Source organism: Pedobacter jaeyakensis (assembly GCF_054461315.1).
In genome coordinates this window covers 2,327,082-2,352,391 of the sequence record NZ_CM136921.1, presented here as the reverse complement: position 1 = coordinate 2,352,391, position 25,310 = coordinate 2,327,082, and the positions used below count along the sequence as shown (strand labels likewise).

Below are 25,310 nucleotides of genomic sequence, written 5' to 3'. Positions count from 1 at the left end.
TGTTAGTTGCCAAGTTCTGACATAAATTTAATGCGCATCAATTGGATTTCTTCTCTTGAATAGTCAGATTCACCCAGCTCTTTTAAGGCTTCGTCAATAGAGTCATTTTCTGCAGATTGAAAATAATCGAACACTTCATCCTGACGATCTTCATCAATAAGCTCGTCTACAAAATAAGTGAGGTTAAGTTTTGTCCCTGAATTTACAATTGCTTCTACCTCCTTCAATATATCATCGTAAGTTATACCCTTAGATTTAGCAATATCTTCAAGCCCGATCTTACGGTCGATGTTTTGGATAATTGACACCTTGAGCTGTGATTTATTGGCCTGAGTTTTAATAATCAAATCAATTGGGCGCTCTATGTCATTGTCTTCCACATACTTTTTGATCAACTCCAAAAATGGTCCGCCAAATTTCAATGCCTTACCATTACCTACTCCAGAGATTTGCTTTAGCTCTTCCATGCTGATCGGGTAATGCGTACACATTTCTTCCAGAGATGGATCCTGGAATACGACGAAAGGCGGAACATTCTTTTGCTTGGCTATCTTCTTGCGTAAGTCTTTAAGTAATTGAAGTAGCTGTGTATCAAGGGTGCCAGAGCCATGTTTTACATCGTCTTCATCGTCATCCGCTGCACTTTCTATAGGTTCATTTAAGATGAATTTAAGACTATAAGGATTTTCAATAAAATTTAGTCCGATGTTGGTCAAACCAAGTAAGCCGTAGTTATCAATATCCTTCGATAGAAAGTTATTGAGCACAGCTTGTCTAATTAAAGATTTCCAATGATTTTCGCCTTCCACCACTCCCACACCAAATTCAGGTAGCTTGCTATGCTCATAAGCAATAGTTTGAGCGGTTTCAGAACCCATGATCACGTTTAAAACATGGGTATCGTCAAACTTCTCTCCTACCTTTTTGATCAGTTTTAGCAAGACCAATAATGAATTTTCAGCCTCAAATTGTTGTTTTGGTTTCTTACAGTTGTCGCACATGCAATTGCAACCTGTTTCGTTAAAGTTTTCTCCAAAATAATGCAGAATCTGCTTACGTCTGCATACTGCAGATTCAGCATAGTCAATAACTTCTTTCAATATCTGCGTACCTATTTCTCTCTCAGAAACAGGCTTATCCTTCATAAACTTCGCAAGCTTGTCTACATCCTTCTGCGCATAAAAAGCCACACAGACGCCTTCGCCGCCATCTCTACCTGCCCTGCCGGTCTCCTGGTAATAACCCTCCATACTTTTTGGAATATCATGGTGTATCACAAACCGAACGTCCGGTTTATCTATACCCATTCCGAAAGCAATTGTTGCAACAATAACCTCCACATCTTCCATCAGGAACTTATCTTGAGTATCTGCACGTACCTTTGGTTCCAGTCCGGCGTGATAAGGCAAAGCTTTAATCCCGTTCAGATTTAAGGTTTCGGCAACTTCTTCTACCTTTTTTCGGCTCAAACAATAAATAATACCCGACTTACCTGTGTTTTGCTTGATGTACCTGATGATCTCCTTGATCACATCCCTTTTTGGGCGAATCTCATAAAATAAGTTTGGCCTGTTAAAGGACGACTTAAATAGTGTTGCATCAGCCATCTGCAGGTTTTTTATAATGTCCTGCTGCACTTTCGGAGTTGCAGTTGCGGTCAGTGCGATAATCGGAATATCCTCTCCTAACCCTTGTATAACTTGTCTTATCTTACGGTATTCAGGCCGGAAATCATGACCCCATTCAGAAATACAGTGTGCCTCATCAACTGCAACAAACGATATTTTGATAAGCTTTAAAAACTCTATATTTTCTTGTTTAGAAAGTGACTCTGGTGCTACATACAATAATTTGGTCTGGCCGGCCAAAAGGTCACTTTTAACCTGGGTGATCTCACTTTTATTTAATGAAGAATTTAAAAAATGTGCAATACTGTCGCTTCCACCAAATGCCCGAAGTTGGTCCACCTGATTTTTCATTAGCGCAATTAAGGGCGATATGACGATCGCAGTACCCTCCTGCATCAATGCAGGAAGTTGATAGCAGATAGATTTTCCACCGCCAGTTGGCATGATAACGAAAGTATTCCTTTTTTCCAGGACATTAGTGATTATAGACTCCTGATCACCTTTAAAATTATCAAAACCAAAAAAGGTTTGTAAGTTGTCAAACAACGACTTTTTCACATCCATTTCGTGTATAAAATATTCAGTGCTATTTTTACTTCAAAATAACATAATTTTGCACAAATACAAAGCATCAATATACTAAATAATTCTGTTTGAAAAGTAAAAAATCTATAATAGAGGACGCCGTCAGCACTTTAAATTTAGAAGCACAAGCTATTCTTGGGTTGGTCCAAAATATTAATGAGGATTTTGAAAAAATTGTTCAGCTGATCGTTAGCAGCAAAGGCAGAGTGATCGTAACAGGTATTGGTAAAAGTGCCATTATTGCTCAAAAAATTGTTGCCACTTTAAATTCAACAGGCACACCTTCCATTTTCATGCACGCTGCAGATGCTGTTCATGGCGACCTGGGAATGATTCGCGAAGACGATATCGTCATTTGCTTATCCAAAAGTGGAAATACACCGGAAATCAAAGTCCTAACCCCCTTATTAAAACAAACTGGCAACGTCATTATTGGGATGGTGGGTCAGCTAAATTCTGACCTTGCCATACAGGCGGATTACGTGTTGAATACCGCTGTAGAAAAAGAGGCTTGTCCGCATAACCTTGCCCCTACTACCAGCACAACTGCACAATTGGCTATGGGCGATGCTTTAGCGATTTGCCTCCTTAATGCACGCAATTTTAATGAGGATGATTTTGGCAAATTTCACCCTGGCGGTGCATTGGGAAAAAGACTATACCTTAAAGCAGGTGATTTGGCCTCAAAAAATGCTAAACCCAGTATACACCCTACAGCTTCGGTTAAGGATGTAATTGTCGAAATTAGTCAAAACCGTTTGGGAGCAGTTGTTGTTATAGAGGACAATGAGATTTTGGGAATTATAACCGATGGCGATATCAGAAGAATGCTTGAGCAACATTCCGACCTGAGCAATATTACCGCCGGTGATTTGATGAGTGCTAATCCAAAGCGTGTCGACAAAAATGTATTGGCCATGCAGGCTTTGGAAATAATTAAAGAAAATAACATTACCCAACTGCTGATAACTGATGAGAACGGTTATTTCGGAATGGTGCATTTACATGACCTTCTTCAGGAAGGAATTATTTAAAGAGAATAATCGAATATGAATAAAAATAATTACGCCCTGATCATGGCGGGCGGAGTTGGAAGCAGGTTTTGGCCAGTAAGCAGAACAGAATATCCAAAGCAGTTTATTGATTTTTTTGGCGTTGGTAAAACATTGATCCAAAGCACCTATGACAGGTTCTTGAAAATTTGCCCACCCGAAAATATTTTTATTGTAACCAATGAAATTTATACAGACATCATAAAAGAGCAATTGCCGGGCATCAGCAGCAATCAGATCCTGGCAGAGCCTATCATGAGAAACACAGCACCTTGCATTTCTTATGGCTCTATGAAAATTGCCCAACTTAATCCCAATGCTACCATTGTAGTAGCGCCCTCGGACCATACGATCACGAATCCTGATGCGTTTGTAGAAGCGATTGAACAATCGTTAAAAGCTGCCTCAGAAAATGATTGCCTAATCACTCTAGGAATTAAACCAAGCAGGCCCGATACTGGATATGGTTATATTCAGTATACAGAAAGCGCATTAAAAACTGACGAGCAAATATTCAAAGTAAAGATTTTTACAGAGAAACCGAATATCGACCTGGCCAAATCATTTATTCAAAGTGGTGATTTCCTATGGAATGCAGGTATCTTTATCTGGTCGGCAAAATCAATTAACAAAGCATTTCAAAGACACTTACCTGAAATGCATGAGATATTTTATCAGGGTAATTCTTCCTACAACACCGATACTGAAGTTGAATTTATAGGTGATGCCTATCAGCAATGCACCAATATTTCTATAGATTTTGGAATCATGGAAAAAGCAGATAACGTATACGTTTTGCCTGCTGACTTTGGATGGTCTGATCTTGGAACCTGGGCTTCAATTTACGACATAGCAGAACATGATTATGTTGGAAATGCCGTCATCCCGTCAGAGAAGGTGATGATGTTCAATTCGTCCAACTGCATGGTAAATGTTCCGAAAGAGAAGTTGGTAATCCTGCAGGACTTGCATGATTATATCGTTGTAGAATCTAACAATACACTATTGATTTGTCCTCGAAATGCAGAACAAAGCATCAAACAGATTGTTGCAGACGTTAAATCAAAGTTCGGAACAAAATATATTTAAGACTGGCGCTGTCTGATCGCTTCATAGAGAATTACACCAGCTGATACGGAAACGTTAAGCGAACTGATTTCTCCTATCATCGGGATCTTGGCCAGGTGATTGGCCATGCGCATAATTTCGTTAGAAATTCCCTCGTCTTCAGCGCCCATAACAATTGCAGTGGGTGCAGAATAGTCAGGTGCGTAAATAAGGTCATTCGTTTTTTCAGTACACGCCACTATTTGTAAGCCACATTCTTGCAGGTAAAGCGCTGTCTTATGAAGATTGGGATGCCTGCATACTGGAATGGTAAATAGCGCTCCTGCCGAAGTTTTTATGGCGTCTGCATTGATCTGCGCTGAATTCTTTGTAGGCACAACAATGGCATGAACACCTGCGCACGCAGCAGTACGGGCTATGGCACCCATATTTCTTACGTCGGTAATCCCATCCAATATGAGCACCAGCGGCGTCTCCCCCTTTTCGTAAATCGTTGGAATAATGTCCTCAATTTTTTGAAAAGCAATGGAAGAGATGACCGCAATAACACCCTGATGATTTTTAAGGGTCATTCTGTTCAATTTTTCTACCGGCACATTGTGCACCGGAGCATCAACTTCTTTTAGGAGCGCCTTCAGTTCCAGCATAATCCCGCCCGTAAGTCCGCGTTGCAAATAAATGCTCTCAATATCCTTTCCTGCCTTTATCGCTTCTATAACCGCACGGATACCAAATATAAATTCATTGCTTTCTTTTTGCCTTGGCGCTCTTCTGGAATTTTCCATTTCTTAAAATTGAAGCGCAAAAATAGCTGAAATAATGGGTAATAGGTAATGCTAATTTATGGCGGCGGTAAATACCCTTATTAACAAAATGTTGTTAGCAATTTGTATAAATTGTTTTGCCGATTGTTAAAACAGAACATCTGCCAACTCCCGAATGTGTATAAAGAATTTGAGGTCGACCTTAATTTTTAACTATTTTTGTACCTATGAGTATCGAGAACGGAACACAGGGACAAGACAGGACAAACTTTACAGCGAGGAAGAACAGGCTCACCAATTCCATGAGCACCCTTGGTAAAATTCCACCTCAGGCTATCGATCTGGAGGAGGCTGTGCTCGGTGCGCTCATGTTGGAGAAAGATGCACTTTCTACGGTTATCGACATCCTTAAACCTGATATTTTCTATCACGAAGCTCATAAAAAAATCTTTGAAGCCATACAGGGCTTATTCCAAAAATCAAAGCCAGTTGATATTTTAACGGTTACCGCAGAACTAAGAACACTGGGACTGCTGGAAATGGTTGGCGGTGCATACTACATCACCAATTTAACCAACAGGGTAGCTTCCGCAGCAAATATCGAATACCATGCACGTATTATCTCTCAAAAATACATACAGCGGGAACTGATCAGGATTTCCTCAGAGATCATTCAAAGCGCTTACGAAGACACCACCGATATATTTGACCTCCTGGATCATGCCGAAAAAAACTTGTTCGACATCGCTCAAAATAACCTCCGCAGGGACACCCAGAAGATGGACGAGATCATTAAACAATCTTTAGCCACCCTGGAAGAACTAAGAGGTAAAAGTGATGGACTTACAGGTGTTCCTTCCGGGTTTACAGACCTGGATCGTATGACCGGCGGTTGGCAGCCATCAGATTTGGTAATCATCGCAGCAAGACCAGCCATGGGTAAGACAGCTTTCGTATTAACATGCGCCAGAAATGCTGCTGTTGACTTCAAAAGGCCTGTTGTTGTTTTCTCTCTGGAAATGTCCTCCGTTCAGCTGGTCAATCGTTTAATTTCAGGAGAAACTGAAATAGAACAAGAAAAGATCCGTAAAGGAAATTTGGCAGAATGGGAATGGCAGCAATTGCACAGTAAAATAGGAACGCTCACTGAAGCCCCGCTTTTGATAGATGACACACCCGCGCTAAACATATTTGAATTCAGGGCCAAATGCCGTAGGCTAAAATCGCAGTACGACCTGCAACTGATTATCATCGATTACTTGCAACTGATGCATGGAAAAGGTGAAGGCCAAAGCGGTGGTGGTAATAGGGAGCAGGAAATTGGTAGCATCTCCAGAGCGCTTAAATCAGTAGCTAAGGAGTTAAACGTACCCGTTCTGGCACTTTCTCAGTTGAGTCGTGCAGTTGAAAGCAGACCAGGTGCAAATGGAAAGCGGCCGATGCTATCGGATTTGAGAGAGTCTGGTTCCATCGAGCAAGATGCGGATATGGTATTGTTCCTTTATCGTCCGGAATATTACGGGATTACAGAAGATGAGCAAGGTCGGTCACAGGCTGGTATTGGAGAGGTAATCATTGCGAAACACCGTAATGGGGAAACAGGAATCGTACCATTGCGCTTTATTGGCAAGTATGTTAAATTTACAGATTTGGAAGACAATTTTGCACCGCCAACTTCATTTTCTATGACTGATCCAAGTGCAGGAATGATGCCATCGGCTAACTTCGACAGGCCGTCCGGCAATGTGATTATCAAACCTTCAAGGATGGATGACATGCATGACGATGATGCGCCGTTTTAATCAGATAAAATAACCAAGAAGAATTCCTGCAAGTACAACTAATGTCGGACTAACCCTGGTAAAGTTTAATACCAGGAAAGTCACTATCATAATCGAGATAGACATCAGGTCCAATCCTATTGGAACAACCAGGAGGACAAAAGCTGCTATAATAAAACCTACGCTCACCGCATTGATTCCCGATAAAGAATGCTTAATACGGGCGATTTTTTTAAGGTCATCCCAGAAGGGAACTATGAAAAGAACCAAAATCAATCCGGGTAAATTGATGCCAATTACTGCTACGGCACCTCCAAGAATTTGCCCCCCTATTCCATAGCCGAAATTCCTCATGCTTAGGGCGCCAATATAACTTGTAAAGGAAAAAGTTGGCCCTGGCAAAGCCTGTTGAAGCGCAAATCCGGAAAGAAAGCCCGAAGCATGCAGGTATTGTTTCATCTCAACAAACTCTGTAAACATCAGCGGAACCAAAACTTGTCCGCCACCAAAGATGAAAATACCGTTGCGGTAAAAATTTTCAAAAAGTCTTATCGGCAAACTAAACGGTGAAGTCCTGTTGATGATTGCACCCATGAGGGCAAGAAAAAGCAGCACGCCAATAAAATAAATTAGTTTTTTAGGATTGATATTGGAAAACAGCTTCACCCGGATCTCGCTCTCTTCTTTTGGCGTTTCCAATGCAGACGAGATCATCCCCCCTATTAAAATTGCGAGTGGAAACACATATGCATTTCTTAAAACCAAGGTGGCGATCGCAGCAGAGACGGCTAAAAATACAGAAACTTGTGACCGCAGCACCCTTTTCGATAAAGTGTAGGCACCGAATGCTACAATACCCAAGGCGATGGGCTGGATATATTCCAGTATCTCCGTAAATTTTTGTTGTTGATCCAGCTTAGCAAAGCCGATTGCGGCGAGCGTCATCATCGCCGCGGAAGGTAAAATCCATATCAAAAACGAGATTAGGGAAAGTCGCAATCCCCCCACTTTATAGGCAATACCCACCAGGGTTTGCGTAGAAGCAGGGCCAGGCAATACCTGGGCCAGCGCATTGATTTCCAAAAGGTCTTCCTCAGAAACATACCTCCGATTTTTCACAAAGTACTTAAGCAATAAGGATAAATGTGCCTGAGCACCGCCAAAGGCGGTAAAAGTGAAAAACAGCACATCCCTTAAAAACAACAATTGATTTCTGTTCAACTTAAAAGGATTTAATCATCTTCATAATCCATTCCTGATGCAGAATTAAATGCACCTTGAAGTTCTGACAGCGCATGCATATCGCGTTTATTTCTTGCCGCAGCCATACCTAACTGATAGGTCTTGATGGCATCCTCCGTCCTGTCATTTTTCTCATACAGTTTTCCAAGATGATAATAGGTTCCTACATAATCCGGATGTTCAGAAACCAGCTTGACGTAGTACGCAAAGGCTTGTTCAGTTTGCCCTGCAGAATTGTATTCTGTAGCAAGCGCATATAAAACAAAAGGATCGTTGGGGTCACTTTCCAAAAACTCCAATAACTTGGTCAATCGGGTATTTTGCATTTTTTATCCCTGCTTTTTTAACTAGATTTGCAAAAAGACATTTTCGGCAGAAACGCTTCTAAGTTCTTTTGAATAACCTTTTATATAAATATTAAACGTATGAAAATATTAGTTTGTATCAGTAATGTGCCAGACACAACGACAAAAATAACTTTTACCGACAATAATACACAATTCAATACAGCCGGAGTGCAATTTATAGTCAATCCATATGATGAGATCGCTTTATCAAAAGCAATTGAACTTTGTGAAGGCGGAAAAGGCACCGTGACAGTAATCAATATAGGAGAGAGTCAGACTGACCCAACCATCAGAAAAGCGCTGGCAATTGGCGCTGATGATGCAGTAAGGATCAACGCAGCTCCGAGAGATGCCTATTTTGTGGCCTACCAAATTGCAGAATACGCAAAAACGACCGACTTTGATATGATTCTTTGCGGTCGGGAATCAATAGATTATAATGGTTCACAAGTAGCCGCTATGATTGGGGAGTTTTTAGATATACCTTCCATTTCCATTATTAAGAAATTGGATTACGATGGTGCTACAGCAACGATTGACAGGGAAATCGAGGGTGGAAAAGAAGTGATATCAGTTACAGGAAAGTTTGTCGCCAGTTGCGCTGAGGGTACTGCAGAGCCTAAAATCCCAAACATGAGAGGTATCATGTCTGCAAGAACAAAACCATTGCAAGTGATTGAAGCAAAGGAAATCACAGCAGTAGCAAAGGTTCAGCAATTTGAAACACCTCCGCCCAGAGGAACGGTAAAATTAATACCAGCAGAAGACCCTTCTAAATTAATTGATCTTTTACACCAGGAAGCCAAAGTAATCTAAGCCTTTTTCCTAATTAAATTTAAATGAAGACCGTATGTCAGTTTTAGTATATGTAGAACAAGTTGATGGCAAATTCAAGAAATCTGTTTACGAAGCAGTTTCCTATGCAAAAGCCATTGCAGATCAGCAAAACAGTAATTTAACAGCAATTTCTATCGGAAATGTTGAAGATACCGAACTAAAAAATCTGGGTACTTATGGCGCATCCAAGGTGCTAAAAGTAACCAATGATCAACTTAAAAATTTTGTTAACCAGGCTTATGCCTCGATAATCGCTGAAGCCGCAAAAAAGGAAGGTGCTGATCTTATCGTATTGTCAAACTCCTTTTCAGGTAAAGGCCTTGCTCCCAGAGTTGCGGTAAAATTAGAAGCAGGCTTGGTAGATGGTGCAGTTGAGCTTCCTGAGTTAGATGGAGGAAAATTCCTGGTAAAGAAAACGGCGTTTTCCGGGAAGGCTTTTGCCATAACGGAATTAACATCTTCAAATAAAATAATCGCACTAAATCCAAATGCCTTTGGTACTAAAGAATCGCCAGTAGAGGCTGTAATTGAAGAGTTCAGTCCAGCAGTAAAATCTACAGATTTAAGCGCTGTGGTTAAAGAAATTGTGAGGGCAACCAATAAAATTTCTCTTCCTGATGCAGAACTGGTAGTATCAGCTGGTCGCGGACTAAAAGGTCCTGAAAACTGGGGAATGATCGAAGAACTTGCCGGTTTGCTGGGTGCCGCAACCGCTTGTTCAAAACCAGTATCTGACGCCGATTGGAGACCACACGCTGAGCACGTTGGACAAACAGGTATAGCCATTAGTCCAAATCTTTATATTGCCATAGGCATTTCCGGTGCCATACAGCACTTGGCTGGCGTAAGCTCGTCAAAAGTGATCGTTGTGATCAATAAGGATCCTGAAGCGCCGTTTTTTAAAGTGGCAGATTACGGAATAGTTGGAGATGCGTTTGAAGTGGTTCCAAAATTAATTGAAGCATTAAAAGCCCACAAAGGGTAATCGAATGGGGCTGACCGTTCCGGCCAGCCCTGTTACTATCATATGAAAAAAGTAAAACTAGATATCGTTGGCTTATCCTATAGCCAAACACAATCCGGTGCATATGCACTAGTTCTTGGTGAGGTAAATGGCAGAAGAAGACTTCCAATTATTATTGGTGCGTTCGAGGCACAGGCAATTGCAATAGAGATTGAGCAAATGACACCCAGCAGGCCGCTTACGCACGACCTCTTCAAAACACTGGCCGAAGCCTACGAGATACAGATCCAGGAAATCTTGATCTATAATCTTGTTGAGGGTGTTTTTTTTGCTAAACTCATCTGTACAGACGGCGACACAACTAAAGAAATTGATGCACGTACTTCCGACGCGATTGCTTTGGCAGTCCGGTTCAATGCTGCGATCTACACTTATGAGTTTATACTTTCATCAGCCGGAATTGTAATAGAAGGAAATGACCTGCTGTTTTTAGAAAACATGGATAATATTCCAAAAGAACAAGGTTCTGAAGACATCAGCACCTCTATTCCTGGATCAGGCTATAAAACCTTGACAAACGAGGAATTGCAGGAAAAATTACAAGAAGCAATTGCTGAAGAAGCCTATGAGAAAGCTGCTCGTATCCGTGACGAGATAAATAAAAGAAATAAGGGCGAATAACAGATTTTATTTTAAAATTGTCCTATATTCAGGCATTACTTTCGAAAACAAACTAAATTATTATTATGAATGTTAAGTTTCGCTTAACGCTGATGAATTTTTTGCAATTCTTCGTCTGGGGGGCCTGGTTAATCACGATAGCGAACTACTGGTTTGGCACAAAACAATGGGATGGCACCCAATTCGGAGCTATTTTTGCAACAATGGGCTTCGCGTCGCTGGTTATGCCAACACTTACAGGGATTATTGCAGATAAATGGGTTAATGCGGAAGTACTTTACAGCATTCTACATATTCTTTATGGCTTAGTGCTTTTTTATATTCCTCAAGTGGAAAGCCCCAATGCTTTCTTCTGGGTGATGTTGGTTGCAATGAGTTTTTACATGCCAACCATCGCATTAAGCAATTCCATTTCTTATACCACACTAAAATCTACCAACATCGATGTGGTTAAGAACTTCCCTCCCATTAGGGTTTGGGGTACTGTGGGATTTATAGCTGCAATGTGGATCACTAACCTTACCGGTAACAAAGCCACAGCGTATCAATTTTACATCGCTGGAATTGCTGCTATTACTCTGGGAATCTATTCACTTACCCTACCTAAGTGCCCGCCTCAAAAATTGATCGACGAAAAGAAATCTTTTGCGCAAACCTTTGGTTTAACCGCGTTCAGATTATTTGCCGACTACAAGATGGCCTTGTTCTTCATATTCTCCATGTTCTTAGGGGCCTCTTTGCAGTTAACAAATGCCTATGGTGATGTATTTTTAGATGAGTTTAAGTTACTTCCTAAGTATGCTGATTCCTTTGTGATCAAATACTCTACCATCATCATGTCCATCTCCCAGGTATCAGAAACACTATTTATCCTGGCTATCCCCTTCTTTTTAAAACGCTTCGGCATCAAGAAGGTAATTGTAATTGCGATGTTCGCATGGGTACTGCGTTTCGGTCTGTTTGCGTTCGGAGATCCTGCCGGAAATCTATGGATGATCGTGCTTTCTTGTGTTGTTTACGGCATGGCATTCGATTTCTTTAATATTTCAGGTTCTCTATTCGTAGAAACTTCAACTACTCCAAAGATGCGTTCTTCTGCTCAGGGCATGTTTATGATGATGACCAATGGGTTCGGTGCCGTATTCGGAAGTTTGCTTTCTGGATGGATGATCGACAAATACTTCACAAAATCATATAGTGACATTCAGTCTCTTTCCAAGTATGTAGATACTGATTCGGGGAATACCCATCTGTTGAACTTTTTAAGCAATAAAGGAATATCAGTATTACAGAACGGTAGCCTTAGTCGCGCACTGGACGTTAAAGACTGGCACCAGATCTGGCTGTCTTTTACCATCTATGCTTTGGTTATTACCATACTTTTTGCCTTAATTTTCAAGCACAAACACAACCGCGCTGAAGAAGCGGCTATAGAAGCAATGAACCATTAATTGACGCCATGTCTACCGGTAAATATAGAAAAGAACATACGTGTTTAAACTGCGGTCACCACGTGGAACTGCATTACTGCAGTAGCTGCGGACAAGCCAATTTAGAATTGAAAGAATCCTTTTGGGCTTTTATAGGACACAGTGTGGCACATTATTTCCATTTTGATTCCAAATTTTTTCAAACGCTTGAGCCTTTATTGACAAAACCAGGTTTAGTTACTCAGGAATATCTTGCGGGAAAACGGGCCAGATACATCAACCCGGTAAACCTTTACATATTCGTTTCCATTGTTTACTTTTTAATTGTGCCGGCTGCGAGGGATAAGCATGAAAAAGAAAACAACCATGTTACAATTGCTACGCCTGCAACCATAGCCAATCTTACAAATGAGGTCAAAACTCAGAAAGGAAATGGTATGGTTCAATACGGTTTAGACAAGGCGAAAACCTTAGTCATACAAAAATACTTTGAAACCTTAACGTTTTCCAGGCAACAAGCTTACCTTGATAGCCTCAAGACGATTACTGATACTGCGAAGTCAGAGAATATAGATGATTTAGTAGAGGACTTGGAAGGTCTGCACATTTTGAAGCAAGACAGCACGTTTGAGTCTTATTTGGCAAGGCAACAAAAATTACCTGAGGACGAACGGGACAATTGGTTCGAAAGGCAGTCAAAAAAGAGAGAAATTAGGGTAAATGTGAAGTCTGCTAAAGGCGATTGGACCATTGGTGATGAGATCAAGAAATATAAGCCTAAACAGTATTTCCTATTAATGCCCTTATTGGCTTTCTTCATCATGATCAGTTTTAGAAAAAACCATATCTATTACCTGGACCATTTAATTTTCACCATACACGGCATGACAGCCTACTTTCTCATTTCTATTGTCTGTTATCCCATAATTAAATATGTATTCGGTATTGACTCGACCGTTGGAGATATTATTGAATTTGGAATATTTGTGTGGGTATGCTGGTACTTATACAAAGGACTTAAAGTATTTTACAACAGGAGCAGAAGAACTACTATTTTCAAAATGATCGGCCTGTTCTTCCTGTATACGTTTTCACTTTATGTAACAGAATCTCTGGTTAGGAACTTCATTTATTATTTCATGACCTAAAACCGGTTTAGTATACAATAGAAAAGCCGTTCAGAAATCTGAACGGCTTTTCTATTGTATTAAATTATACTACCTGTTTTCAATAGTATCAATTGTTCTATCTGTATGTCCAGTATAAATCTGGCGTGGGCGACCGATAGGTTCTTTATTTTCATGCATTTCTTTCCATTGTGCAATCCATCCTGGTAAACGGCCTAATGCAAACAATACGGTAAACATATCTGTTGGGAAACCTAGAGCCCTATAGATAATACCAGAATAAAAGTCAACATTAGGATAAAGCTTACGCTGAACGAAATATGGATCGCTTAACGCGGCTTCTTCTAATTTTTTAGCAATTTCTAAAACCGGATCGTCGATACCTAGTTTATCAAGAATCTCATCACAAGCTTTTTTAATGATCTTCGCTCTAGGATCAAAGTTCTTATAAACCCTGTGTCCAAAACCCATCATTCTGAAAGGATCATTTTTATCCTTGGCTTTATTAATCCATTTCTCTGTATCGCCGCCATCTTCTTTGATCAACTCAAGCATTTCAATAACCGCTTGGTTAGCACCACCATGTAGCGGACCCCACAGGGCTGCAATACCAGCAGAAACAGAAGCATATAAATTACAATCAGACGATCCCACCATCCTTACCGTTGAAGCAGAACAGTTCTGCTCATGATCGGCATGAAGAATAAGCAAGGTATTCATCGCATTGACTACAACCGGATCAATTTCAATCTCTTCAGTACGCTGACCGAAGATCATATTGATAAAATTACTTACGTAATCATACTTATTCTTGGGATAAATCAGCGGGTGGCCAAGTGATTTCTTATAAATGAAGGAAACAATAGTTGGAAATTTAGCCAACAATTTGATCATGGTCAGATTCATGGTTTCCGGAGAGGAATTGGCATTTAAAGATTCCGGGTAAAATGTAGACAGTGAGCAAACTAGTGATGCCAGCTGAGCCATTGGATGAGACTTAGAAGGGTAACCATCCAAGAACTTCTTCATGTCTTCATGAATCAGGGTATGCTCCGTTATTTTCTTTTGAAACTCATTAAGTTCTGTCTGTTTAGGCAAATCACCATATATCAACAGATAAGCCACCTCCAAAAAGGTAGATTTTGCAGCCAGTTCTTCAATTGGATACCCCCTATATTTCAATATTCCCTGCTCACCATCTAAAAACGTAATCGCGCTTTTTGTTGAACCTGTGTTTTTGTATCCAAAATCTAATGTAATGTGACCGGTTAAATCTCTCAATTTTGAAATATCAATGGCCTTCTCCCCTTCAGATCCTGTGATTACAGGAAACTCGTACACTTTACCATCAATCTTAATTTCTGCGATATCTGACATATATATATTCTAAATTTATATTAACAAAACTAAATAATCATTTATTAAAACTGCTTTACTTACTATAACATTGCTGTTAAATTATTAATTAATTTCCTGTAGCACTGCGCCGCATTCCATCATCTCACTTCCATAGTAAGGATTTTGGATCTTCTTCTCAGAAGAAAGCCAATCACCTCCATCACCGCTATTCGCCATAGGGCAATGCTGCACGTAGATAGCTCCGCTTGTCAGCGTTGCATGTTTAAACATGGCGATCACATCGGCGCTTAGATAAGTAAATTCTTTTCTTTGTCCAACCAGGTCCTTTGCCTCCGAAATCTTACCTGCTACAAGGGCAGTATTTTCACATCCTTCATAATTAGACAAGCTGGATTTCAATTCTGTAGCAGCACTTTTCGCCACCTCAAACTTAGCATCTACCAAGGCATTTTTTAATGAGATGTAATTGTTATAGATGGCCTGAACCTTCGGATCCGCCAATTTAACTGCCGCGTTATCTGATTTGGTTTCAGTTACAGCGGAAGTGTCTTTACTTGCTCCGGTTTTTTGTTCAGTATTGTTACACGAAAACAAAATGAATAGCGCAGCAACAGTAAAATATTTTTTCATAATAAGGTCAGTAATTTGGTTAAATAGCCTCCCGGCTGTTTTTTGGTTAAAATACTACTTTAATTTTAAATAACTAAAAAAGCCCCCCGATTTTATCGGGAGGCTTTAAAAATATGATAATTAAGTGTTATAATTTGAATCCGTAAGCTAAACGAAGTGCAAACTGTCCATTTTGAGGCCTGTAAGTACTTGATGCACTATCTTGTTTGTAACCTTCATATCTAACACTGATGTCAACACCACCATTCCAGGCATATCCTAAACCACCACCGAAGATCAATGAGGTTTTAGAACCATCTTTAATGCCAAATCCGGCACCAATTTCTCCCATGGTGTACATGTTACCTATCGGGAAGATTTTCACACCACCTTTTGCAGGGATAAAATCATAATCATCGCCCATATTGTCTTTTGCCATTAAACGCGTATAACCACCGGTTGCGGTGATAGAAAGTTCTTTGCTTAAGTCAAATTGCAAACGCGCATCTGCGCCAACTCCATATTCAAAAGGAGAGCCTTTTTCTGCCACTCCGCCACTAACGCCAAACCCAAGCCTAACACCGGTTGTGCGGTCCATTGATTGTGCATTTGCATTTGTAGTTCCAATGGCCAAAGCAACTGCTGCCACTGTAAAAAATTTAGTAATCGTTTTCATAAGTTGTGATTTTAGATGTCCGTTTTAAAAAATGTTCTGTTATATATCTGACATACGATGCAAAGTGCATATCGGTTTTTAAAATAAAAGAAATAAATAATTTATTGCAGATAGTTTAGAATAATTAAAAATAAAAAAAATGCCTTGAAGGAATATTTACCCTTCAAGGCATTTCTAATACTTGGTTTCTTTTATAATCTGAATCCGTAAGCGATGCGTAATGCTACCTGGCCTATAGATCCGCTCTTAAACTCTGCTCCTTCGTAACGAAGTCCCAGGTCTAAACCGTTATCAAATCCGTATCCAATTCCAGGGGCCCATAAGAAAGCTGTTCCTCCGCCATTTTCAGTAGAAAATCCGGCACCAAGTTCTCCAGAGAAGTAAGCGCTTTCTGCGAAGAAAATTTTCGCTCCAGCTTTAACCGGAATTAAACCAACGCTACCACCACCATAGCTATCTTTTAATGAATAGCTATTGTAACCAGCAGAAAGAATACCTGAAATATTTGAACTGAAGTCCTTTTGTAAACGTAGATCTCCACCCACTGCGAAGCTGTAACCTGTTGTAGTTGGAACACCAACATTTAAACCTACACCTAAGCGGGTAGCTTTTGAATCGCCAGATTGAGCATTAACATTTGTGGTCATAAATAAAGCAATCGCAGCTACTGCAGATGCTAAAACTTTTGTAGAAAATTTCATTTTTGTTCGTTTATTTAAATTTCTGTATCAGCATTGTGCTGTACAACCCCTCAATTACAAATTGTATGCCATAGCCAAACATCAGGGTTGTAAAGCTAGTTTTTAAAGGTCTTCCGATAAGATAGATAAAGACTTAAAACATTATCAAACAGCAATTTATCGTTAGCATTGGTATCGAACCAATTTATTTCAACCCCATCTTTTTCCATCTTTCTAAAAAAGGTCATTTGTCTTTTTGCAAATTGACAGATTGCTATCGTAAGCCGCTCCTTTAGCTGATCCATAGTTATTTCCATTCTGATGTAGGAAGCTACAAACTTATATTCTAACCCGTAAAACGTTAACATTTCATCACTTACGCCATTTTTCAGCAAACGCTCCACCTCTTCTATCAAGCCATTTTCCAGACGGATGTTCAATCTTTCAGACACATTCTTTCGTCTCAGCTCACGACCTGGATCTAAGCCAATTATTAAGGCTCGTATAGGTATTCTTGATACCTCCGGCAGCTGGTTACTCATTAGATAATCAGCAACTTCTATAGCACGTATCAGCCTTTTTTTCGAAGTCCGATCTGCATGTCCAGTAAAAGCAACAGGATAAAACGCTAACTTGTCTAATAACTGCTCATCATCCAAAATCATCAGGTCATTTCTAAGGGCCTGATTAACCGGAACCGCGGTGTAAGGCTGGTGTTGCAGAAGGGCGTGAATGTACATGCCGGTACCCCCACAAAGTATCGGTAATTGTTGCTGTTTCACCAGCGTTGCAAAAACTTCATAGAAATCCTCCTTAAACTCATTGACATTGTAATGATCGCCCGCCTGCTTAATATCAATCAAATGATATGGGATCAAACCTGATGGTGCGTTATACTCCTCCAGATCTTTTCCAGTACCGATGTCCATACCGCGAAATACTTGCCTGCTATCCGCACTGATGATTTCTCCCCCAACTGCCGCCGCAAGTTTAACCGCGAGTTTTGTCTTACCCGAAGCGGTAGGTCCCAAAATAATTACCAAAGGCTGCGCTTCCATCACAAGTCCAATATATATTTAAGGTTTCCAGTATTAAATACCTCAACAAATCCGCTTGTTTGTTCCTCTGCAACCCGGTGGGGAAATGACCGTTCCATCGTATGCCTATGAACAAGAATAGTTAAAGGAGAGGTGGTTTCCGCGAGGTTAAAACCCGCCCTAAGGTATGCCGCACCCAGCGACCAATCTCTATCGGCATAGCTCATCAGATCATTCGGCCTATGCATTCTAATAAAGTGTTGTAACAATTTTGTAAATCCGCCGGTCACCGTATAGCCATTGAGGTTCGCAAAACGGATCAATTCTGCTGATTTATACGGAAAATTTTTATTCTTCATCTTTCTTAATCCACTAAAGCATGCCACAGCATATAGCTCAGTACCAACTACCAATGCGTATTTGTATCTGGCCTTTACAGAAAGCTGAAGATGATTTTCATACATGAACTGATCAGCCTGGGGCTGGGTGATGGAAATAATTTGGGTCTTTCGGGCGTGGATCCGCGAATTGAGTCCTAGCATAGATTGCAAACGGCTCAAAACCTGAACCTTTCTTGTACGCCAAACATCTTCCCACAAGTGTACCATTTGTTTTCCTCTGGTTAGAAATTGATCCTGAAGTAAGATAAAATCATTAGCGCTATGGCAAGTATGAAGATTAACCAGGTTAACCAGCAGCCGATCGGCGCCAAGTACAAGCAACGAGTAATTTGTATCTTCAAGAATTTCTACCTCAATATTAAGCAGCTTAATGCTCGAAATTACATCTTCATGCCAATTGAAAGTTATACCCAAGCTTCTTCCTTATAGAGTTTGTAGCATGCTGCAACGGAGTCTTCAATGTGTTTCAGGAGGAAATCATCGAGTTCTTTTATTTGAAAACCAGATTTCTTTTTATACAGTTTAATCAGGTTAGGATCTACCAAATCTTTAAGACTAGCCTCTTTCTCTTCAGGTAGTAGGCAGACAGTAACATATGTCTTTTCGATATTTACGCTAGCAAAAAATACTTCGTGTTTTTCTTCGCCACCAATCTTTACGTTCTTATTGCTCCATAGATCGTAAACCGTTTCACTATTGGTACGGTTATCAAAACCCATGCTTGCATATGGCTGTAATGATGCCCTAACGGTTTGGAAAATCTCTATTAAGTCCGTTTTCATGTTGTTCATTTAAATATAAAAGTATTTAAAGATAACATCTTATTAAAGAATATTGTTTACTCCGGGTGATCAACTGTTAACCACCATTCGTTGTTGGGTTTAGATTTACCTAATTCGACAGATTCTCCCGGTATTGGTGTAACCATCTCCTGTTTTAGTTTGGCCGCTTCCGCAAATACCCTAAGGATCGGATCGTCCCAATTGTGTGCCGCCAGCGTAAACTTACCCCAGTGCACAGGCATAAGCACTTTTGCCTGCAAATCTTTTGCCGCCTGCACAGTTTGTTCAGGAAACATATGGATCAACGGCCAAAAATGATTGTATTGTCCACATTCCAGAATCGCCAGTTCAAAAGGCCCATATTTTTTACCTACTTCAGCAAAGTGGGCATCATATCCAGAATCCCCACCCAGATAAAGACTGCCTTTCGTTGTTTCAAGTACAAAGGCAGACCATGCGCTTTGATTTCTTTTAAACTTTCTGCCCGTAAAATGCCTTGCAGGGGTAGCCGTAAATTTCAAACCTTCTGCTTCAGCTGATTCGCCCCAGGCTAGCTCTTTAATTTTTTGAGTCGCAATACCCCAGCGCTCCAGGTGTGCTCCCGCACCGACTGAAGTCACGAATAATTTCGTCCTATCTTTCAACTTCAATATGGTTGGATAATCCAGATGATCATAATGATCGTGGGTTATCAAAATAACATCAGGATCGGGCAATTCATCTGCACTGATAAAATCTGTGCCCTTAAAATTCTTTGTTCCTACAAATGAAAAAGGAGAAGTCCTTTGGCTAAATACAGGATCTACCAACACTTTAACGCCTGCTATGTTCAGATAATAAGAAGAGTGGCCGAACCAAATGACCTTTACTCCTTCAATATCAGAGAAATCAGGTTTAATATGTGGGATAGCATGTTGAGGAGATTTATTGGGATTCTTTTTAAAAACCTCAGCAAAGATGGTCAGATAACTGACATCCTCAGGTTTCATTGGGGTTGGTGATAAATTCTGTATCTCTCCATCACGGTAGTTTGGAAGTGCCTTAATTTTTTCCAACCTGCGTCCCGCAGGTAGTGCCCCAAAAACAGGCAGGTTTAAAATGCCATAACTAAGCAGGGTAATCAGTAAAATAACAGCAAATAATGTATACACAGTTGAATGTTTAGTAAAGACCGTTGACGAATATAGTTACAAAATGATATAGGTTTGTGTGGTAAGCATTATCCAGAACCCATTTTCAAAAGATATGAAACAAAGATTACTTTTCTTAGGCAAATACCTATTCTTTTTAATAGCATTAGGCTTTGTAACACCTATCGATGCCCAGTTAAAATCAATCGTAAAAGCAAAATCACTTACAGAAAGACAGCAGGATTTTGTCGACCTCCGGTTTGGGATGTTCATACACTATAACATTCCTACCTATATGGAAGATGATTGGGCAGACCCAGAAGCCTCACCCGCCCTTTTTAATCCAAAAAAACTGGATTGCAACCAATGGGCGGATGCTGCTTTATCGGCACACATGTCGTACGGTTGCTTAACCACCAAGCACCACAGTGGCTTTGCCATCTGGGACACTAAGACTACAGAATATAATGTCATGAACAGTCCGCTGAAGCGAGACGTAGTCAGAGAATATGTTGATGCCTTCCGCAAAAAGAACTTAAAGGTAATGTTGTATTACTCTATTCTTGATACCCACCACAAGCTTAGGCCCGGACAGATCAAACCAAACCATATTAAAATGGTGAAAGACCAGATCACAGAATTGTTAACCAATTATGGAGAGATCGAAGCTTTGATCATCGACGGCTGGGATGCCCCATGGTCCAGAATTTCTTATGACGATGTCCCTTTCGAAGAAATCTACAAACTGATCAAATCCTTACAGCCCAACTGTTTGGTGATGGATCTGAACGCAGCCAAATATCCCGCAGAAGCACTATATTACACAGATATCAAGTCGTACGAACAAGGGGCTGGTCAGCACATCTCTAAAGAGACCAACAAACTGCCTGCTTTGTCCTGCTTGCCTTTACAGGAAAATTGGTTTTACAAAACATCTTTCCCAAACACTGCAGTTAAAGATCCTGCAACACTGGTAAATGATAACTTAATCCCATTCAACAAGGCATACTGTAATTTTATCCTCAATGTGGGACCAAACAGAGATGGATTGATCGATGACAATGCCTTGGCTGCATTGAAAGAAATCGGCAGGCTTTGGAAAAACGACGGACCAGTAGCGAAGTTGCCAATTTATGATGCCCCAATCATTTCACATAACCTGGCTAAACGCCAGCCTACCAATTCCAGTTGGAGCAACGACATGTGGTTGATGGATTTCGCTAACGACGATAGCTTCAGCACTGCATGGCGATCGAATCCTCAGGTAAAAAATCCATGGCATGAAATTTCATTCAGCAAGGCCGAAACTTTCAATATGATCGTCCTGGCAGAAAAAAAGCCAAATATCAATAGCTACAGATTTGAATATTTTACCGGTGGTAAATGGATGCCTTTATTAACGGGAACAAATAAGCAGCGCATCAAAGTGCACCGCTTTCCATCTGTTAAAGCAGATAAGATAAGGATACTCATTGATGGTTCAAACGAACCCGCAGAAATTGCTGAGCTGGGCGTTTACAAGGAAACAACCAAATAGGCTAAACCAACATTCCCACACCGGCAATCAATAATTCACTGGTGATGGTGCGTGTGTAGTCTGCTATTTCCGCTTTGAAATCAGCAACAGAGGCACCGGAACGAATTTCTTCCAAACGCTTTTCCCATTGCCCGGTCAGTTCTGCCTGGGCAATTTTTTTGTCCTTCACCACATCGTATACAGCGAGTCCTTTCGTGGTTGGCACCAAGTTTCGCTTTTCCCTGATTACATATTCACGGTTAATCAGCGTTTCAATAATTGCTGCGCGAGTTGCCGGAGTACCCAGTCCGCTATCTTTCATTGCATAACGCAGTTCCTCATCTTCAATATCTTTGCCCGATGTTTCCAATGCCTTTAATAAAGAAGCTTCGTTATAAAGGGATTTAGGTTTAGTCTGTTTTTCCAGCAAGGCTTTTTTAACGATAGGCAGTTCCTCCCCTGCTTTAACTTTAGGCAGGGAAGGATTCTCTTCATCTTTCTTTTCTTCATCTTTATCATTGAAAACAGCGCGCCAGCCTGCAGCACGAACCACGGTACCGTTGGCCACAAATAAAGAACCAGACTCTACCGTGATTTTGGTAATCTCTTTTACACACTCCTGGTGAAACGCTTCCAGCATGCGACCGGCTACCATGTCATAAATTGCCTTATGGTTACCGCTTAACTGATAAGCCGATTCTCCTGTAGGTAAGATGGCATGGTGATCTGTTACCTTTTTTGCGTTCACACTTCTTTTGTTCAGCGCCACAGTAGTTAGAAATTCCGCCTGCTTGCCAAAATCGGTATGTTCTTTCAACTTTTCAATTAGCGAAGGAACACCCGCAAAAACATCATCTCCGATGTAGCGACTGCCTGTACGAGGATAGGTGATTAGCTTACTCTCATACAAACCCTGTAATATATTTAAGGTTTGATCAGCGGTAAAGCCTTTCTTTTTATTTGCTTCCTGTTGCAAAGAACTGAGGTCATGCAAGAGCGGTGGCGGTTCTTTTCTTGGCTTGGCTTCCACACTAACAATTTTACCACCGTTACTAATGCCCGATTCCAAGTCCTCAATTTTTGAAAAAAAAACTTCGGCTTCCTCCTTTTTATTGAAATTATTAAAAGACATTGCCCTGAACAATTGTCCGTCTTTATCCACCTGTATGGCCAGCTGATAAAAGGTCTGCGGTACGAAATTTTTGATTTCCAGGAAGCGGGAGCAGATCATCGCCAAAGTCGGTGTTTGCACCCTACCTAAAGACAGAACCGCACGCGACCCGGCAGAAATACTCAAAGCCTGAGTAGCGTTCATTCCCACCAGCCAATCAGATTCTGACCGGCAATGTGCAGAATTAAACAAGGTATCGTATTCTGTACCAGGCTTCAAATTCCTGAATCCCTCTTTAATGGCTTCATCAGTTTGAGAAGAGATCCAGAGGCGTTTAAACGGCTTTTTACATTTCAGGAAGTAATAAATGTATCGGAAAATGAGTTCACCTTCCCGCCCGGCATCTGTGGCTACAATGATCTCTGTCGCTTCATCAAATAATTTTTTAATGATGTCAAGTTGCTTCCTTACTCCAGGATCTTCAACCATGCCATCTTTAGTTTTAATCTTTCGGATGCCCAGCTTAAACTTGGCAGGGAGCATTGGCAAATGTTGCTTCCTCCATCCTATATAACCATATTCCTGAGGCGGGGCTAATTGCAGCAAATGCCCAAATGCCCAGGTAAAAGAATATCCCTTGCCTTCAATATAACCGTCTTTTTTTGTCGTCGCACCGAATACCTTCGCCAGCTCACGTGCCACCGAAGGCTTTTCTGCAATTACAATCTTCATAATCAATCAAAAATATCTTTTCCTACCTTAAAGGTGTTACAATGCGCATCCACAATATCACGGATATTTGGCGAATATCCACCTCCCATACTCACCTGTACCGGTAAACCATTGTCGTTACAAAACCGCAGCACCATGCTGTCGCGCATTTTACATGCTTCTTTAGATAATCCCAGTTTCCCAAGGCTATCACTCGCAAGTACATCAACGCCAGCTAAATAAAACACGAAATCTGGCCTATGCTTCAGCAATTCGGCCAGTACGCCTTGTAGCTTTGTTAAAAATTCCACATCACCTGTCCCATCTTCCAACCCGATGTCCAGATCAGATCTTTCCTTTCTAAATGGGAAATTCTTTTCACCGTGCATGGAAAATGTAAATACTTTAGGCTCATTGTAAAAAATTTCCGCTGTACCGTTACCCTGATGTACATCCAGGTCGATGATCAATATCCGTTTCGCCAAGCCATTCGCCAACAAATAATTTGCTGCAATCGCCTGATCATTGAGCATGCAAAAACCTTCACCCCAATTACTACCTGCATGATGTGTTCCACCGGCAACATTAAAGGCAATGCCATTTTCTTTAGCGGATAAAGCGCCATCGATAGTTCCTTTAGCTATCCTGACTTCACGATCAATTAACTGCTGCGACAGTGGAAATCCGATTCTCCGCTGCTCTTTTGCAGGTAAGGTAAGATTCTTCAACTGCTCCCAATAGGCGCGCTGGTGAGACATTAATATCACATCCTCCTCCACTGCTCCGGGTGAAAAGAAATTGGCAGTGATAAAGGTGCCTTCGTGGATCAATTGCTCTGGAATGAGCTCGTATTTGAGCATCGGAAATCGATGTCCATCTGGTAAAGGATGAGCGTAAATGGGATCCCAGGCAATTCTGATCATGTTACCTTAAGATCTCCCCAACATGCTTCTCTATATTCTCACAGATGCTATCAACCGGCAAATCGTTTGCATCATGGCCAAATGGATCTTCTATTTCTTCTGCAATCAGTTCTAAACTGGCCAGCACATATAAAATAAAGGGAACAATAGGAACCACAAAATAGCCCAGGCTAAATACCCATCCTATTGGAAGGGTTAACACATAAATGAACACGAATTTCTTAATAAAGGTGCTATAAGAAAATGGTATTGGGGTTTTCTTGATCCTTTCACATCCACCACAAATATCCGTGAACTGTTGCACATCAGCATTAAGGATGATCAGCTGTTCGTTGCTAATGGTACCATCTGCTTGCAATTCAAATATGCGGGTAGAAATACGCGCGGCAATTTGGTTTGGGATATGTTTGCCTCCATCAACTTCTATCAGGAAACTGTTCTTACCGAAATACTGTTTCTCGCGGAGGTGTTCTTTCAATGCGAAGGCATATTTGGGAATGGCATATTCAAAAAATTCGATATGTTTATCCTCAAGCTTTAAAGACTTGATTTTGATTGCGAGGTTCCTGCTCACATTTGTCAATGCCCCCAGTAGTTTGCGACCTTCCCACCACCTGTCGTATGAAGTGTTGGTACGAAATACCAATAGTAACGAAATTACCAAGCCCAAAAGCGTATGCATCATGCCTACGTTTTTTACGTACCCACTGCCACTTTGGCCCAGCTTAAAATAGCTCAATTCTAAAAAAGCGATGAGACCCGAGAATATGGCTACACTGATCATCAGCGGCCACAATTTCCTTATGGTATCCGCTTTATGGACATGGAAAATAAAAGTAAACCAAGCTTTAGGGTTATAATTAATCATA

Annotated in this window: 24 protein-coding genes; 9 read left to right on the top strand and 15 right to left on the bottom strand. The window is 40.8% G+C overall.

Features of this window, described 5'->3' with window-relative positions; genetic code table 11:
- Positions 1–2 precede the first annotated feature (2 nt).
- A complete protein-coding gene (recQ, locus tag ACXZ1K_RS10470) occupies positions 3–2,192 on the bottom strand; it encodes a DNA helicase RecQ (protein WP_458969610.1) in 2,190 nt (729 codons plus the stop codon).
- A gap of 89 nt (positions 2,193–2,281) precedes the next feature.
- On the opposite strand from recQ, the gene ACXZ1K_RS10465 reads away from it, so the two are divergent.
- Positions 2,282–3,247, top strand: a complete 966-nt coding sequence (locus ACXZ1K_RS10465) for a KpsF/GutQ family sugar-phosphate isomerase (RefSeq protein WP_458969609.1) — start codon at positions 2,282–2,284, stop codon at positions 3,245–3,247.
- A gap of 15 nt (positions 3,248–3,262) precedes the next feature.
- The gene (locus tag ACXZ1K_RS10460) at positions 3,263–4,354 is read left to right on the top strand and encodes a mannose-1-phosphate guanylyltransferase (RefSeq protein ID WP_458969608.1); all 1,092 of its coding nucleotides are present in this window, start codon (positions 3,263–3,265) and stop codon (positions 4,352–4,354) included.
- On the opposite strand, the gene rlmB is transcribed toward ACXZ1K_RS10460, so the two are convergent.
- Positions 4,351–5,118 (bottom strand): 23S rRNA (guanosine(2251)-2'-O)-methyltransferase RlmB, encoded by a 768-nt coding sequence (rlmB, locus tag ACXZ1K_RS10455; RefSeq protein WP_458969607.1) that lies wholly within the window; start codon positions 5,116–5,118, stop codon positions 4,351–4,353. The genes ACXZ1K_RS10460 and rlmB overlap by 4 nt on opposite strands.
- Positions 5,119–5,324: 206 nt before the next feature.
- Between rlmB and dnaB the strand changes: the two genes are divergently transcribed.
- On the top strand, positions 5,325–6,899 hold the full coding sequence (gene dnaB / locus ACXZ1K_RS10450) for a replicative DNA helicase (protein WP_458969606.1): 1,575 nt from the start codon (positions 5,325–5,327) through the stop codon (positions 6,897–6,899).
- Here the strand turns inward: dnaB and chrA are convergent, their stop codons facing one another.
- Both chrA and ACXZ1K_RS10440 read right to left on the bottom strand, forming a co-directional pair.
- Positions 6,900–8,099, bottom strand: a complete 1,200-nt coding sequence (gene chrA / locus ACXZ1K_RS10445) for a chromate efflux transporter (protein ID WP_458969605.1) — start codon at positions 8,097–8,099, stop codon at positions 6,900–6,902.
- Positions 8,100–8,110: 11 nt separating this feature from the next.
- Positions 8,111–8,446, bottom strand: coding sequence for a tetratricopeptide repeat protein (locus ACXZ1K_RS10440; RefSeq protein WP_458969604.1), 336 nt, complete (start codon positions 8,444–8,446; stop codon positions 8,111–8,113).
- A 99-nt stretch (positions 8,447–8,545) separates the two neighbouring features.
- Between ACXZ1K_RS10440 and ACXZ1K_RS10435 the strand changes: the two genes are divergently transcribed.
- The 5 genes from ACXZ1K_RS10435 (at position 8,546) to ACXZ1K_RS10415 (ending at position 13,527) form a co-directional block, all read left to right on the top strand.
- Positions 8,546–9,283, top strand: a complete 738-nt coding sequence (locus ACXZ1K_RS10435) for an electron transfer flavoprotein subunit beta/FixA family protein (protein WP_458969603.1) — start codon at positions 8,546–8,548, stop codon at positions 9,281–9,283.
- Positions 9,284–9,317: 34 nt separating this feature from the next.
- Positions 9,318–10,289 carry an electron transfer flavoprotein subunit alpha/FixB family protein gene (locus ACXZ1K_RS10430; RefSeq protein WP_458969602.1) on the top strand — a complete coding sequence of 324 codons (972 nt, stop codon included), beginning with the start codon at positions 9,318–9,320 and terminating at the stop codon, positions 10,287–10,289.
- A 42-nt stretch (positions 10,290–10,331) separates the two neighbouring features.
- Positions 10,332–10,949 (top strand): bifunctional nuclease family protein, encoded by a 618-nt coding sequence (locus tag ACXZ1K_RS10425; protein ID WP_458969601.1) that lies wholly within the window; start codon positions 10,332–10,334, stop codon positions 10,947–10,949.
- Between the two features lie 65 nt (positions 10,950–11,014).
- Positions 11,015–12,400, top strand: coding sequence for a nucleoside permease (locus tag ACXZ1K_RS10420; protein WP_458969600.1), 1,386 nt, complete (start codon positions 11,015–11,017; stop codon positions 12,398–12,400).
- A 62-nt stretch (positions 12,401–12,462) separates the two neighbouring features.
- Entirely contained in the window at positions 12,463–13,527 is a 1,065-nt protein-coding gene (locus ACXZ1K_RS10415) for a DUF3667 domain-containing protein (protein ID WP_458969599.1), read from the top strand.
- Between the two features lie 69 nt (positions 13,528–13,596).
- Here ACXZ1K_RS10415 and ACXZ1K_RS10410 read toward each other — a convergent pair whose 3' ends face one another.
- The 8 genes from ACXZ1K_RS10410 to ACXZ1K_RS10375 all read right to left on the bottom strand — a co-directional run bounded on the left by ACXZ1K_RS10410 (position 13,597) and on the right by ACXZ1K_RS10375 (position 20,201).
- The gene (locus ACXZ1K_RS10410; protein WP_458969598.1) at positions 13,597–14,883 is read right to left on the bottom strand and encodes a citrate synthase; all 1,287 of its coding nucleotides are present in this window, start codon (positions 14,881–14,883) and stop codon (positions 13,597–13,599) included.
- Positions 14,884–14,967: 84 nt separating this feature from the next.
- A complete protein-coding gene (locus tag ACXZ1K_RS10405; RefSeq protein WP_458969597.1) occupies positions 14,968–15,495 on the bottom strand; it encodes a DUF3347 domain-containing protein in 528 nt (175 codons plus the stop codon).
- A 127-nt stretch (positions 15,496–15,622) separates the two neighbouring features.
- The gene (locus tag ACXZ1K_RS10400; RefSeq protein WP_458969596.1) at positions 15,623–16,150 is read right to left on the bottom strand and encodes a hypothetical protein; all 528 of its coding nucleotides are present in this window, start codon (positions 16,148–16,150) and stop codon (positions 15,623–15,625) included.
- A 191-nt stretch (positions 16,151–16,341) separates the two neighbouring features.
- A complete protein-coding gene (locus tag ACXZ1K_RS10395; RefSeq protein ID WP_458969595.1) occupies positions 16,342–16,851 on the bottom strand; it encodes a hypothetical protein in 510 nt (169 codons plus the stop codon).
- A 95-nt stretch (positions 16,852–16,946) separates the two neighbouring features.
- Positions 16,947–17,888, bottom strand: a complete 942-nt coding sequence (gene miaA / locus ACXZ1K_RS10390) for a tRNA (adenosine(37)-N6)-dimethylallyltransferase MiaA (RefSeq protein WP_458969594.1) — start codon at positions 17,886–17,888, stop codon at positions 16,947–16,949.
- Positions 17,888–18,682, bottom strand: coding sequence for a hypothetical protein (locus ACXZ1K_RS10385; RefSeq protein WP_458969593.1), 795 nt, complete (start codon positions 18,680–18,682; stop codon positions 17,888–17,890). Before ACXZ1K_RS10385 ends, miaA begins: the two co-directional genes overlap by 1 nt.
- Positions 18,673–19,050: a hypothetical protein gene (locus tag ACXZ1K_RS10380; protein WP_458969592.1), complete on the bottom strand. Its 378-nt coding sequence runs from the start codon at positions 19,048–19,050 to the stop codon at positions 18,673–18,675. Before ACXZ1K_RS10380 ends, ACXZ1K_RS10385 begins: the two co-directional genes overlap by 10 nt.
- Before the next feature lie 56 nt (positions 19,051–19,106).
- Complete coding sequence (locus tag ACXZ1K_RS10375; protein WP_458969591.1) at positions 19,107–20,201, bottom strand: MBL fold metallo-hydrolase; 1,095 nt, start codon at positions 20,199–20,201, stop codon at positions 19,107–19,109.
- 94 nt (positions 20,202–20,295) lie between these two features.
- Here ACXZ1K_RS10375 and ACXZ1K_RS10370 point away from each other — a divergent pair, with 94 nt between their 5' ends.
- Entirely contained in the window at positions 20,296–21,717 is a 1,422-nt protein-coding gene (locus tag ACXZ1K_RS10370; RefSeq protein ID WP_458969590.1) for an alpha-L-fucosidase, read from the top strand.
- A 1-nt stretch (position 21,718) separates the two neighbouring features.
- Here ACXZ1K_RS10370 and ACXZ1K_RS10365 read toward each other — a convergent pair whose 3' ends face one another.
- From ACXZ1K_RS10365 to ACXZ1K_RS10355, 3 genes are read right to left on the bottom strand one after another with little or no spacing between them, the layout of a single operon-like run.
- Positions 21,719–23,539, bottom strand: a complete 1,821-nt coding sequence (locus ACXZ1K_RS10365) for a DNA topoisomerase 3 (protein ID WP_458969589.1) — start codon at positions 23,537–23,539, stop codon at positions 21,719–21,721.
- A gap of 2 nt (positions 23,540–23,541) precedes the next feature.
- Entirely contained in the window at positions 23,542–24,441 is a 900-nt protein-coding gene (locus tag ACXZ1K_RS10360; protein ID WP_458969588.1) for a histone deacetylase family protein, read from the bottom strand.
- A gap of 1 nt (position 24,442) precedes the next feature.
- Positions 24,443–25,309 (bottom strand): bestrophin family protein, encoded by an 867-nt coding sequence (locus tag ACXZ1K_RS10355; protein ID WP_458969587.1) that lies wholly within the window; start codon positions 25,307–25,309, stop codon positions 24,443–24,445.
- Between the last annotated feature and the right edge of the window lies 1 nt (position 25,310).

Coding starts and splice junctions, on each gene's coding strand:
- ACXZ1K_RS10425 (WP_458969601.1), top strand. CDS start 10,332: ATGAAAAAAGTAAAACTAGATATCGTTGGCTTATCCTATAGCCAAACA.
- ACXZ1K_RS10380 (WP_458969592.1), bottom strand. CDS start 19,050: ATGAAAACGGACTTAATAGAGATTTTCCAAACCGTTAGGGCATCATTA.
- ACXZ1K_RS10440 (WP_458969604.1), bottom strand. CDS start 8,446: ATGCAAAATACCCGATTGACCAAGTTATTGGAGTTTTTGGAAAGTGAC.
- ACXZ1K_RS10395 (WP_458969595.1), bottom strand. CDS start 16,851: ATGAAATTTTCTACAAAAGTTTTAGCATCTGCAGTAGCTGCGATTGCT.
- ACXZ1K_RS10355 (WP_458969587.1), bottom strand. CDS start 25,309: ATGATTAATTATAACCCTAAAGCTTGGTTTACTTTTATTTTCCATGTC.
- ACXZ1K_RS10420 (WP_458969600.1), top strand. CDS start 11,015: ATGAATGTTAAGTTTCGCTTAACGCTGATGAATTTTTTGCAATTCTTC.
- rlmB (WP_458969607.1), bottom strand. CDS start 5,118: ATGGAAAATTCCAGAAGAGCGCCAAGGCAAAAAGAAAGCAATGAATTT.
- ACXZ1K_RS10365 (WP_458969589.1), bottom strand. CDS start 23,539: ATGAAGATTGTAATTGCAGAAAAGCCTTCGGTGGCACGTGAGCTGGCG.
- ACXZ1K_RS10430 (WP_458969602.1), top strand. CDS start 9,318: ATGTCAGTTTTAGTATATGTAGAACAAGTTGATGGCAAATTCAAGAAA.
- ACXZ1K_RS10435 (WP_458969603.1), top strand. CDS start 8,546: ATGAAAATATTAGTTTGTATCAGTAATGTGCCAGACACAACGACAAAA.
- ACXZ1K_RS10460 (WP_458969608.1), top strand. CDS start 3,263: ATGAATAAAAATAATTACGCCCTGATCATGGCGGGCGGAGTTGGAAGC.
- ACXZ1K_RS10410 (WP_458969598.1), bottom strand. CDS start 14,883: ATGTCAGATATCGCAGAAATTAAGATTGATGGTAAAGTGTACGAGTTT.
- miaA (WP_458969594.1), bottom strand. CDS start 17,888: ATGGAAGCGCAGCCTTTGGTAATTATTTTGGGACCTACCGCTTCGGGT.
- ACXZ1K_RS10370 (WP_458969590.1), top strand. CDS start 20,296: ATGAAACAAAGATTACTTTTCTTAGGCAAATACCTATTCTTTTTAATA.
- ACXZ1K_RS10405 (WP_458969597.1), bottom strand. CDS start 15,495: ATGAAAAAATATTTTACTGTTGCTGCGCTATTCATTTTGTTTTCGTGT.
- ACXZ1K_RS10400 (WP_458969596.1), bottom strand. CDS start 16,150: ATGAAAACGATTACTAAATTTTTTACAGTGGCAGCAGTTGCTTTGGCC.
- dnaB (WP_458969606.1), top strand. CDS start 5,325: ATGAGTATCGAGAACGGAACACAGGGACAAGACAGGACAAACTTTACA.
- ACXZ1K_RS10360 (WP_458969588.1), bottom strand. CDS start 24,441: ATGATCAGAATTGCCTGGGATCCCATTTACGCTCATCCTTTACCAGAT.
- recQ (WP_458969610.1), bottom strand. CDS start 2,192: ATGGATGTGAAAAAGTCGTTGTTTGACAACTTACAAACCTTTTTTGGT.